Annotated in this window: 8 protein-coding genes; 4 read left to right on the top strand and 4 right to left on the bottom strand. The window is 56.4% G+C overall.

Going from position 1 to position 12226, the window contains the following annotated elements; translation table 11 throughout:
* Window positions 1-20 precede the first annotated feature (20 nt).
* The 3 genes from AC2FI7_RS15160 to puuE all read right to left on the bottom strand — a co-directional run bounded on the left by AC2FI7_RS15160 (window position 21) and on the right by puuE (window position 3416).
* On the bottom strand, window positions 21-1448 hold the full coding sequence (locus AC2FI7_RS15160; RefSeq protein ID WP_010438083.1) for a nucleobase:cation symporter-2 family protein: 1428 nt from the start codon (window positions 1446-1448) through the stop codon (window positions 21-23).
* Between the two features lie 67 nt (window positions 1449-1515).
* Window positions 1516-2001, bottom strand: a complete 486-nt coding sequence (locus AC2FI7_RS15155) for an ureidoglycolate lyase (RefSeq protein ID WP_010438081.1) — start codon at window positions 1999-2001, stop codon at window positions 1516-1518.
* Window positions 1998-3416 carry an allantoinase PuuE gene (gene puuE / locus AC2FI7_RS15150; RefSeq protein WP_010438078.1) on the bottom strand — a complete coding sequence of 473 codons (1419 nt, stop codon included), beginning with the start codon at window positions 3414-3416 and terminating at the stop codon, window positions 1998-2000. Before puuE ends, AC2FI7_RS15155 begins: the two co-directional genes overlap by 4 nt.
* 163 nt (window positions 3417-3579) lie before the next feature.
* Here puuE and uraH point away from each other — a divergent pair, with 163 nt between their 5' ends.
* On the top strand, window positions 3580-3936 hold the full coding sequence (gene uraH / locus AC2FI7_RS15145; RefSeq protein ID WP_010438077.1) for a hydroxyisourate hydrolase: 357 nt from the start codon (window positions 3580-3582) through the stop codon (window positions 3934-3936).
* A 2-nt stretch (window positions 3937-3938) separates the two neighbouring features.
* Here uraH and AC2FI7_RS15140 read toward each other — a convergent pair whose 3' ends face one another.
* On the bottom strand, window positions 3939-4853 hold the full coding sequence (locus tag AC2FI7_RS15140; RefSeq protein WP_010438076.1) for a LysR family transcriptional regulator: 915 nt from the start codon (window positions 4851-4853) through the stop codon (window positions 3939-3941).
* Between the two features lie 96 nt (window positions 4854-4949).
* Here AC2FI7_RS15140 and AC2FI7_RS15135 point away from each other — a divergent pair, with 96 nt between their 5' ends.
* The 3 genes from AC2FI7_RS15135 (at window position 4950) to AC2FI7_RS15125 (ending at window position 12214) form a co-directional block, all read left to right on the top strand.
* Window positions 4950-6173, top strand: a complete 1224-nt coding sequence (locus AC2FI7_RS15135; RefSeq protein WP_010438075.1) for a urate hydroxylase PuuD — start codon at window positions 4950-4952, stop codon at window positions 6171-6173.
* 153 nt (window positions 6174-6326) lie between these two features.
* Complete coding sequence (locus AC2FI7_RS15130) at window positions 6327-8132, top strand: autotransporter assembly complex protein TamA (RefSeq protein WP_010438074.1); 1806 nt, start codon at window positions 6327-6329, stop codon at window positions 8130-8132.
* On the top strand, window positions 8132-12214 hold the full coding sequence (locus tag AC2FI7_RS15125) for a translocation/assembly module TamB domain-containing protein (protein ID WP_496816496.1): 4083 nt from the start codon (window positions 8132-8134) through the stop codon (window positions 12212-12214). Before AC2FI7_RS15130 ends, AC2FI7_RS15125 begins: the two co-directional genes overlap by 1 nt.
* Window positions 12215-12226: the final 12 nt, after the last annotated feature.

The following is a 12226-nucleotide window of genomic DNA, read 5'->3' as shown; positions in this document are numbered from 1 at the left end:
TGCGGGATTGTTCATAGGCCTCATTCGTGAGGCAGGCTGCCCGAGCCGTGACCGGCCATTCCGCCAGAAACTTCCTCGGTCGATTCTTCTGCCAGCTCTTCAGGCAGGATCAGGTTCAGCACGATGGCGATCAGAGCCGCTGGCAGCAGGCCGCTTGTCATCAGAATGCGGAGCGTATCCGGCAGGTGCTGGACCGCACCAGGTTCCAGCTGCAACCCAAGACCAATCGACAGTGAGATCGCAAAGATCACCATGTTGCGGCGATTCCAATCCACGTCCGACAGCATCGAGATGCCTGCCGCAACCACCATGCCGAACATGACGATCACGCCGCCACCCAGCACTTCGATGGGTACTGTGCGAATGATCGCTCCGACCTTCGGCACGAGACCACACAGGATCAGGAACAAGGCCCCGCAGGTCACCACATGACGGCTCATGACGCCTGTCATCGCGATCAAGCCGACATTCTGGCTGAACGATGTATTCGGAAACCCGCCGAACATACCGGCGAGTGCAGTTCCAAAACCATCGGCATATGTTGCACCTTCGATCTCTTTGTCTGTCGCCTCACGACCTGCACCACCCTTGGTGATCCCCGATACGTCGCCGACGGTCTCAATGGCCGAGACGAAAGACATCAGACAGAATCCGATAATGGCCGCCAATGAGAACTCAAAGCCATATTTGAACGGGACTGGCAGTGCGAATGCGGAGGCCCGCGACCAGCTGTTGCCGATGGCTTCGAACGTCACCATGCCGACCATAAGGGCATAGACGTAGCCAACCGCCAATCCGACGAGTACGGCAGACACCGACAGCATACCACGCGCAAAGAACTTGAGGCCCAGCGTCACGACAACCACGACCAACGCCGCCGACCAGTTGAGCAGCGATCCGTATTCCGGAGTACCAATCGCAGGCACGCCACCGGCAGAATATTGAATGCCAACCTTGACCAGCGCCAAACCGATCATTGTCACGACAAGCCCGGTCACCAGCGGCGGAAGCGCAAAACGTATCTTGCCAATGAACAGGCCTAGAAAGGCGTGAAAAAGACCACCGATCAGGACGCCACCGAACAGGGCTGCCAAAGCATCCACACCCTTACCAGCGACAAGCGGGATCATGATGGGCAGAAAGGCAAAGCTTGTTCCCTGAACAATCGGCAGTGCCGCGCCAACTGGGCCCAGCGTCACAGTCTGCAACAAGGTCGCCAGACCCGCGAACAGCATCGACATTTGGATCAGGTAGAGCAGCTCAGGAAAATCGGGGGAATTGGATCCAAACCCAAACCCGGCGGCTCCGGCCACGATAATGGCGGGTGTGACGTTTGAAACAAACATTGCCAGCACATGCTGAATGCCCAGCGGTATCGCCTTGTGTAAGGCGGGCGTATAGTTCGGGTCCCGAAGTTGTTCGGGGGTCCCTATCGAAGTTTCGGCCATGATCTCATTGTCCTCCCTAAGATCCAATGGGGTTCTTACCGCTTCTTTGGCGGCTTCGTATTTGGATTCAGCGGTCGACCACCTCGTACGGAGTGCTGAACCAGTATTCTTCTAAATTTGGACCGTCCCCGATCCTATCGACGACCGCGAACAGGCCGGGCCCATGCAGAGGAGTTAGAACCCCGTGCCAAGTGCCTCGGTGATAATTCACAACTTGCCCGGGGAGCGTGATGAAAGCCTTTGGTTGCCCTGGTTTACCGCCCTCATCCGGTGCGACGATCACCAGAAAAGGCTGGTGAGTCATCGGAATAAAGGCCTGGCTGCCATCGGGATGACGCTCGACCATTTCCAGCCGGTAAGGCAATTCGCGCGGGTTGGCGTTGAACAGGCTAATACCGGCACGCGCGTTACCGAAATCCAGTCCAGCCCGGTCGTGATAACGGCCGCATTTGCCTTGATTGATGATCTTGTCAGGCTCACCTGAGATATCAATCAGATCGCCAAAAGGTGCGAACGCTGCTGCCGAGATCGTTTCAGCGACAATCTGGGTCATGAGGGCAGCACATCGCGCAGACGGAATTCGGCGATCCGTTCGACCTGCCGGCATGCCTCGGCGAATTCGGTTTCGCGATCCTGTTCGATCCGCCGCTCAAATGCGCCCAGTATCGAGGCCTTGTTGTGGTCCCTAACGGCGATAATGAACGGAAAACCAAATTTTCCGGTGTAGCGCTGGTTTAATTCGGTAAAGGTGGCTCGTTCGTCATCCGTCAGCGCATCGAGACCGGCCGAAGCCTGCTCAGACGTGCTTTCCTGTGTTAACCGCTTGGCCTGCGCCAGTTTACCAGCAAGATCGGGGTGGGCCGTTAACACACCCAGCCGTTCCTCGTCCGAGGCGGACCGGAACATGCGGGTCAAAGCATTGTGCAATCCACCCGCCGTGTCATGTGCCGCGCCCAGTTCCAGACCAAACGCTCGCTCGGCGATCCATGCGGAATGCTCGAAGATACCTCCGTAAGCTGAGACAAATTCGTCGCGGCCCATCTGTGAGGGTTTTGGGCGCTCAGCCGGCGGGTGCGTTTCAGCCCAATGTTCCGCAATCTGCAATCGCGTTGCAAACCACACATCCGAGAACCCGAGCGCGTAATCCAGAAACCGTTTCAGCGCCATGACGCGTCCCGGACGCCCGATCAAGCGACAATGAAGACCAATCGACAGCATCTTGGGTGCGCCAGCTTCGCCTTCTGCATAAAGCGCATCGAAGCTGTCTTTCAGATAAGAATAGAACTGATCCCCGGCGTTGAACCCCTGCGGTGTGGCAAAGCGCATATCGTTGCAGTCCAGCGTGTAGGGTACAATCAACTGATCCCGACCACCGGTCTGCATCCAGTATGGAAGATCGTCCGCATAGGTGTCCGCGACATAGGCAAAACCACCCTCTTCGGCGACCAGACGCACAGTGTTGTCCGAACAGCGCCCGGTGTACCAGCCACGCGGGCGATCCCCCACAACTTCGGTATGCAAGCGGATAGCTTCTGCAACCTGAGCCCGCTCTTCATCCTCGGGCATGTCCTTGTGCTCGACCCATTTCAGCCCGTGGCTGGCAATCTCCCACCCTGCCGATTTCATTGCGGCCACCTGATCTGGCGAGCGCGCCAAAGCCGTCGCCACACCGTAGACAGTGATCGGCAGATCTTTCATCAACCGATGCAGGCGCCAGAACCCTGCCCGCGCGCCGTATTCATAGATCGATTCCATGTTCCAGTGACGCTGGCCCGGCCATTGCGCCGCCCCGACTATCTCGGACAAGAACGCCTCAGACGCAGCATCCCCATGCAGAACACAGTTTTCACCACCCTCTTCGTAGTTCAGCACGATCTGTACAGCCAGTTTCGCCCCGCCGGGCCATGCGGCGTCAGGCGGGTTGGCTCCATATCCGATCATATCGCGGGGGTAACGAGGCGGCTGCATAGGGTCTTCCAGTCCGATTAGGTGTTTTGACAGCTTTACCGCAGAAACGGTCCATTGATTATCAAATCAATCCGAACACTGTTTCCAGTTCTTTCGGCATTTCAACCATTTTGCTGTTTGGCCCAGACTGTGGCACACCAAAAGAAACACATAGGAGAGACCCTTGGCTGGCTATCTGACGACCCATGTTCTGGACACGGCACGCGGCTGCCCCGCTGAGGGGTTGAAAATCTCTCTTTACGAAGTGTCGGGAGATTCTCATCGCAAACTGGCTGAGATGGAAACCAACGAGGATGGTCGCACCAACAGTCCGATCCTACCGCAGGACGACTTCAAAATCGGCACGTATGAACTGATTTTCTTTGCTGGCGATTACCTACGCGCGACGGGCCAGGACGGCGATGATCCTCTGTTTCTGGATCAGGTGCCTATCCGCTTTGGTATGTCCGACCCGTATGCCCACTACCATGTGCCGCTGCTTCTATCCCCTTATGGGTATTCGACCTATCGGGGCAGCTAGACCTAGATTTCGGCGCTGCGGACCACCTTGCCGACACGATCAATCATGAAATCCATAAACAGCCGTGCCTTGGGATCTTGGTGGCGGCGATGGGTATACAGGCAAGCCATTTGAACCGGCACCGGTGGCGTTTGCGTCGCCACCGGGATCAATCGTCCTGCCTTCAGATGTTCGGACACCTCAAAGACAGGTTTCATAGCAATTCCCTGCCCTGACAACGCCCAATCGGTTAAAACATCGCCATCGTCGCACTCATAGCGGCCTGAAACAGCGAACCGCTTCGGGCCATCGGGCGTTTCCAGCATCCACTGAAACTCTGCCGCTCCGGGGAAGCGTAGGTTCAAACACTCATGTTTGCCTGAAATCAGATCCGTCCCAGATTCGGGCATCCCACAACGGCTCACGTAATCAGGGGCCGCGCATAGCACGCGCTGACAATCCGCGATCTTGCGAATGCGCAATGTGCTGTCTTCGGGCTGACCGATGAAAAAGGCCAGATCCAACCCTTCGGTGGTTAGGTCGACAGAGCGGTCTGTCAGCCTTAGACGCACATCAATCTCAGGGTATTCTGACAGAAAATCAGGCACATGAGGTGCCAGAAGACGGCGCCCGACACCCAGGGGCGCTGCGACGAACAGCGACCCGCGCGGCGCTTCGGTCAGATGTGTGACTTGCGCTTCTGCCTCATCCACCGCATCCAGAACTGCAACTGCACCGGGGTAAAATGCACGCCCTTGCTCAGTCGGGGTCAAGTTGCGTGTGGTTCGCTGGAACAGACGAACCCCAAGGTGATCTTCTAACTGCGAAATCCGCGCTGACGTCACCGCAGGTGAGATTCGCATATCGCGTCCGGCGGCTGACATACTGCCTAGATCATAAACCCGTACAAAGGTTCGAATGTTGTCGAGATAGGACATCTTATCGTTTTTTTTGATACAGTTTGACAATATACGGGAATACCGAAGAAAAGCCCGTTTGCCTAGTGTTGCGATAGCTTATCGGAGACCTCATCAATGTACGACTTCGCCGTGTTCTGGGATTGGATTGGTTTTGGCGTGCGCTGGCTGCACGTCATCACTGCGATCGCCTGGATCGGATCATCCTTCTATTTCATCGCGCTGGACCTTGGCCTGAACCGCGATATTCCCGGCCCGGCGGACGGCGAGGAATGGCAAGTCCATGGCGGTGGCTTTTATCACATCCAGAAATATCTTGTCGCGCCGGAGCGCATGCCTGACCACCTGACCTGGTTCAAATGGGAAAGCTACGCGACTTGGCTGAGCGGCGCCGCGCTTTTAATGATCGTCTACTGGGTTGGCGGCGAGCTTTACCTGATCGATGCGCATAAAGCTGATCTGGCGCTGTGGCAGGGCATCCTGATCTCGGCTGCGTCGCTGACCATTGGCTGGCTGGTCTATGATTTTCTGTGCAAATCTGGCCTCGGTGAACGCCCGACGCTGCTGATGGTTCTGTTGTTTGTCCTGCTGGTGGCCATGGGCTGGGGTTATAACCAAATCTTCACCGGCCGTGCGATGATGCTGCATCTGGGGGCTTTCACAGCCACGATCATGACGGCGAATGTGTTCTTCATAATTATGCCAAACCAGCGCATTGTTGTGGATGACCTCAAAAACGGACGTACGCCTGATCCCAAGTACGGCAAAATCGCCAAACTGCGTTCGACTCACAACAACTATCTGACCTTGCCCGTTGTGTTCCTGATGCTGTCGAACCACTACCCGCTGGCCTTTGCCACCGAGTACAATTGGATCATCGCCGCGTTGGTCTTTTTGATGGGCGTCACCATTCGCCACTATTTCAACACCCGCCATGCGCGCGCCGGTAATCCAACCTGGACCTGGCTGGTGACTGCACTGCTGTTCATGGCCATCATGTGGCTGTCGACCGCTTCCATGCACGACCCGTTGGAAGAGGCCGAAGCGCAAGAGCTTACACCATATGAACAGAAATTTGCAGCGGCGGATGGCTTTGAAGAAGCGCACGACATTGTTTTGGGGCGCTGTTCCATGTGCCACGCGCGTGAGCCTGTCTGGGAAGGCATCCTGTGGGCACCCAAAGGTGTGTTGCTGGAAACCGAGGCCGACATTGCGCAGAACGCGCAGCAGATATATCTGCAATCCGGCGTCACCCACGCAATGCCCCCCGCAAACGTCACTTACATGGAGCCCGAAGATCGCGACGCAATCATTAGGTGGTTCCGAAATGCCGATCTGTGAGAAATTGGGACACGGTCGAGCCAATAATAGCAACTGAGTTTGGTTTAGTTCTTCCCCTTGGCGTCGCCAAATGCTCTAAATGAATTCAACAAGCCGCATTTCTATTGTTTCGCGGCCATAGTGATTTCGACTTGGGGCAGTTGGAGCCAGACAATGATAGGGAGCAGACCGCGCAGCGTTCTGAGAAGCTGGTTTTTTTGCGCCCTTTTGGCATTGTCTCCCAATCTTGCATCCGCGCTGGAAACCACCCTCTCCGCTCCCGGCGCATCTAAAGATCTGATTGACCGACTGGAAGAGACCTCATCGGTTTTTACCTCAGAATCGCGTGGACTGGATACGTCGCTGGAAATCCTGTCGGCTGCTCTGTCCGACTACCGCACCATCGTTCAAATCATGTATGACGAAGGGTATTTCAGCCCCGTTGTCAGCATCAAGTTAGACGGGCAGGAAGCTGCAAATATCAACTCTTTGAATGTTCCGACCCAGTTCAAACGTGCAACGATATTGGTCAACTCAGGGCCGAAGTTCAAATTTGGCACGGCTGTCGTTCAACCATTGGCACCAGAAACCGTGCTACCCGAGGAATTTGCCATAGGCAAAACGGCCACCACCGGAGCAATCCAGCAAGCAGCATCCGCAGGGGTCCAAGGCTGGCGCGATACGGGCCACGCAAAGGCAGAGGTGTCGGACCAAAAAGTAATCGCGCGACATGCGCAGGCACGACTGGATGCCACAATTGATCTGGCACCGGGGCCAAGGCTGCGGTTCGGCAAAATGAACATCCAAGGCGACACTAACGTTCGCCATCGGTCGATCGAAAAAATTGCAGGCTTTCCCTCGGGTGAAATTTATTCGCCAGAACAGGTGCAAAAGGTTGGAACCCGGCTGCGGCGCACCGGCACGTTCAGCACGGTCTCTATAAAGGAACATGATGAGCCCAACCCGGACGGCACATTGGATTTCGATGCCACATTCGAAGATCTTCCCCCTCGTCGGCTGACTTTCGGGGCCGAGATCGCCTCGCGCGATGGGCTGGATTTAACTGCCACGTGGACCCATCGGAATGTTTTCCGGCGGGCAGAGCGGTTAAGGTTTGAGGCTGCGATCCGCAACATTGGCGGCGCCGAGGATATCGACGGGCGCATTGGCCTGCGTTTGGATCAACCAGACCGGCTCGGCCCAGATGACAATACATTCTGGAGCGCACTGCTGGAACGGCGAAATACCGAGAATTATAACGTCACTATCGCCTCGCTTGCCTATGGTGCCCGCCGCACTTTTTCGGACCGTCTTTATGCCGAAGCCTCAGCCGGTTTCCAATGGTCAGACGCGGATGACGCCTATGGCGATGGCCGCAAGTTCCGGTACTTCATCCTGCCCTTCCGGTCTGAATGGGATGAACGGGATAGCAAGGTCAGCGCCACGCGTGGCTACTATCTGGATTCGCAGGTAATGCCCTTTGTCGGGTTCTCTGGTTCTGACACTGGCCTGAGGATGTTTTTTGACGGGCGTTACTATAACGACATAGGCACAGGCGGCCGGTTGGTGCTCGCCGGGCGCGTTCAACTTGGATCAGTCCTTGGCCCGCCGCCAGACGGTGTGACGCCGGATTTCCTGTTCTTCTCAGGCGGCGCGGGAACGGTACGCGGTCAACCCTATGAAAGCCTCGGTATTCCAGTCGGAGACGGTGTGGCTGGTGGCAAGTCCTTTTTGGGACTGTCAGCTGAAATTCGTGGCAAAGTCACCGACGCAATCTCGTTGGTCGGCTTCTATGACTATGGCGTCGTCGACACGTCCTCGTTCATCGGCAGCGGCGCGGAAGAGCATTCTGGCGCCGGGCTGGGTATTCGCTATGATCTGGGCGGTTTCGGGCCATTGCGCTTTGACCTTGCCGTCCCAGTTCAGGGTGACACGGGCAATGGGCTGCAGTTCTACCTCGGGATCGGGCAGGCCTTCTGATGCGTCGCTTTCTATACCCTCTGTTGCTGAGTTCAGCAGTGATCATCGTCCCCTTCGCAGCGACCGCGCAGGACGAAGGCGGCAGCATGATCGAGCAGTTCCTGCAGGACACCCTGTCAGGTGACGATCAAAATGTGCGGGTGATCGGTCTGGAAGGTGCGCTGAGTTCACGAGCGACGATTCAGGAAATTACCGTCGCCGATGACGAAGGTGTCTGGCTGACCATCAAAAATGCTGAGCTGGATTGGAACCGGTTGGCGTTGCTGCGGGGTCGATTCTCAGTCAATACATTGTCCGCGCAGGAGATTGACATCGCCCGTGCCCCGGGCACGACGACTAAGGACACACCGCCGCCTTCAGCTGAGACCCAACCCTTTCAACTGCCCGAGCTTCCGGTTTCCATTGAAATTGGCGAGCTTCGGGTCGATGACTTGTCTTTGGGTGAGCCATTGATCGGCGTTGCGGCTGATCTTGCCGTGAATGGTAACCTCTCGCTGGCGGACGGAACGCTGGATACAACGCTGGATATCGACCGGCTGGATCGAGCTGGTGATACGATTGATCTTAAAGCCGGATTCCAGAACGATAACAGCCAGATCGACCTGGACCTCACCGTCGCCGAAGCCTCGGGCGGGTTGATCGCAACGGCCCTGTCCATCCCCGATGCCCCACCGCTAAAACTGACCGCAAAAGGTTCGGGGCCGGTATCAGATTTCAACGCCGATATCGGGCTGAGCAGCGATCAACAGCTTCGCGTATCTGGCCAAGTTCGACTGCGGACAGCCGAAGAGAATGGCACTGCATCCGATGGGATAGCATTTACTGCCGATGTCGGCGGCGACCTGACTCCGTTCCTGGCCCAAGAGATGGATACGTTTTTTGGCACAGACACGAGGCTTTTCGTGGACGGGCGCACCCATTCCGATGGCGCGCTGGACATCTCGGACATTGAGATCACGTCAGAAGCATTGGAACTGAAAAGCGAGGTGAGCCTTGCCTCTGGCGGTGTTTTGCAACTGGTTGCCCTTCAAGGCCGCATCACGCCACCAGAAGGCGACAAAGTTGTTCTGCCCGTCAGTGGCGGCGACACGTCCATTGGCGCGGCGCAGATTTCGGCCTTGTACAACTCCAAAAACGGAAACTATTGGGATCTGAGCCTTACAACTGACAACGTTGAGACCCCCAATCTGAATATTGATCACGCCAGAATTACTGGGCAGGGCACCTTGGATCAGTCCGGCGGCTTATCGATGGATGGAGACATCCAGGCCGTGCTTGATGGCATCGATTTGACTGAACCAGCGCTGAAAGCTGCCGTTGGAGATCAGATCACGCTGGATGGACGGTTCGATTATGGCAGTGACCAATCCTTACAACTGACCGGTTTCGAACTGGTTGGCAGCGACTATACCCTTGAAACCGATGCCGTGATCAGCGGGCTTGCGACAGGGCTGCAAGTTGATGGCGCGGCGCTGCTGCAGGCCACCGACCTATCGAGGTTTTCGGACCTGGCACAGCTACAGCTAGGTGGCGAAGCTTCGATCAAAGTCGAAGGCAAAGGCTCACCGCTGGAACGCAGCTTTGATGGCAAGCTAACAGTAAACGGGCGCGATTTGATTACTGGCCGCGACGATATCGACCCATTGATCACCGGCGAAACCGACATTGTGTTAGACGCCAAACGCGGAACCGATGGCGTGTCCATACGGGAGTTTTCGATCAACGGTGATGCGCTGACTGCTCAGGCCAGCGGTACGGTCACGACCCTTGATGGCAACATGACGATCGATGGGCAGGCCAACGTCAACGCCCCCGATCTTAAGGTATTCTCGGGCCTCGCCAAGCGTGATCTCTCCGGTGCGGTGCAGGCCCGGCTGGATGGCAAGGGCACCGTACAAACACTGGAATTTGACGGCCAGGCCAACGTAATCGGTACAAATATCGAAACAGGGATGAGTGAGTTCGATCCGCTGTTGAGAGGCCGGGTATCGATCAATCTGGACGGCGCACATTCTGGCGATCAGGTCGTCGTCCGAAATGCTACAATCAAAAGCGCCGCGTTGACCGCCGAGGTTGGTGCTACGATTGATGATCCTACCGGCGACATTGCCGTAGACGGCAGTGCCAAGGTAACGGCACCGGATTTGTCAGTGTTCTCAGGCCTCGTCGGGCGCGACCTGACGGGATCAATCAATGCTGATGTCACAGGCAGAGCCGCGCAAGGTAGCAAGACTTTTGACATCATTGGCAACCTCAGCGCGGATGATCTTGGAACAGGTATAAACGTGATTGATGCGCTTGTTCAGGGCAGAACAACGCTAAACGTGGATGCCGCAAACGACGATCAAGGTCTTAACATCCGCACGTTCAGTCTGAACGGAACAGCGCTGACTGCAGATGCATCGGGACGATTGGACCGCGAAGCAGGTGGCCTGAATTTCTCGGCCATGCTGGACAATGTGGGTCGGGTCTCGCCTACTCTGTCCGGCCCGCTAAAACTTGATGGCAATGTCGCCCCGACCGGGTCTGGCCTTGAGGGCAACGCCCGCTTGCAAGGACCTGAGAGCTCATATGCCGAATTGTCGGGAACCGTTGACACCAATGGTTCAGCCGACTTTGATTTTGAGGCCAAGATCAACCGGCTCGAACGTCTGATCCCCGATTTCCCTGGAACCCTGTCTGCCATTGGAAATGCTCGTCGTGATGCAGGCAAGTGGACTATCGACGCCAAAGCCAACGGCCCCGCCGAGATCAACACTACGGTCGCGGGTACCTTTGATGAAAGTAGCGGCGAGGCAGACTTGAAGATGCAAGGCGGTATCAACATAGGTATCGCCAATGCGTTTATTTCACCCAATAGTCTGGCAGGTAAAGCTCGGTTCGATCTAGCCCTGAAAGGGGCGCCTGCACTGGATGCGCTCAGCGGAACGATTTCAACAACCGGCGCATCAATGGCGCTGCCAGATGTGGGGCAAACGATCACCGATATCGGCGGAACGGTCAACATCGCGCGAAGCCGTGCAACTGTTGCACTGCAGGGTGGCCTGCGGGCAGGAGGAGGATTCACCGTCAACGGGCCGATCAATCTGACTTCGCCCTTCAACACTCAGATCAGCACGAAACTCAATAATCTCGTTCTGACCGACAGACTTTTGTATGAGACCACGTTGAACGGCCAGATTGCCCTGACCGGGGCATTGGCTGGAAACAGTGCTCTGGCCGGTCAGATAAACTTTGGCGAAACCAACATAAACCTTGCCGCAGCGGCAGGTGCAGTTGGCGCTGCACCAATCCCAACAATCGACCATATTAACGAAAGCCGAGCCGGTTTTGTGACGCGGGAACGTGCCAATCTGGTCGAAACAGAAGACAAAGCCAAAAGCAACTCGCGCATGTCATTGGACATCGGCCTGCTTGCCCCCAAAGCCGTGTTTGTTCGAGGCCGAGGTGTCAACGCCGAATTGGGAGGGCGTATTCAGATTGGCGGAACCACCACATCCGTCGTCCCCTCGGGTCAGATTGAATTGATCCGGGGTAACATCGACATTCTGGGCCGTCGTCTTGCGCTGACCAAGGGTCTGGTGACACTGCAAGGCGACCTGACCCCCTATATCGAGTTTGAATCTTCGACCAGCACCTCGGACGGTACAGCCACCATTGAGATCGCAGGTCCTCTGGATTCGCCCGAAGTGGACGTGTTCTCAGACCCCGAACGCCCGACCGAAGAAGCACTGGCCATGCTGCTGTTCGGCAACCGTTTTTCGGAGTTGTCGCCTTTTGTGATCGCCCAGATGGCGGCTTCACTGGCCCAACTCAGCGGCGCGGGTGGGGATGCAACCAAGGGCGTGCGCGAGGCTACGGGGCTTGACACTGTAGACCTTGGCGCAACGGAAGGCGGCGGTGGCAGCCTTGGGGCAGGCGCATATCTAAGCGACAACCTCTATACCGACTTCACCGTCAATACCGAAGGTGATACCGAAGTGAATTTGAACCTGGACGTCACCGACAGCTTTACAGTGCGTGGTACGGTGGATGGCCGGGGTGAGACAGGGCTGGGTATATTCTTCGAACGGGATTACTGATCACAAAAAAGG

This window comes from Ruegeria sp. YTSA064, assembly GCF_059610325.1.
This window is presented reverse-complemented; position numbering and strand designations above follow the sequence as displayed.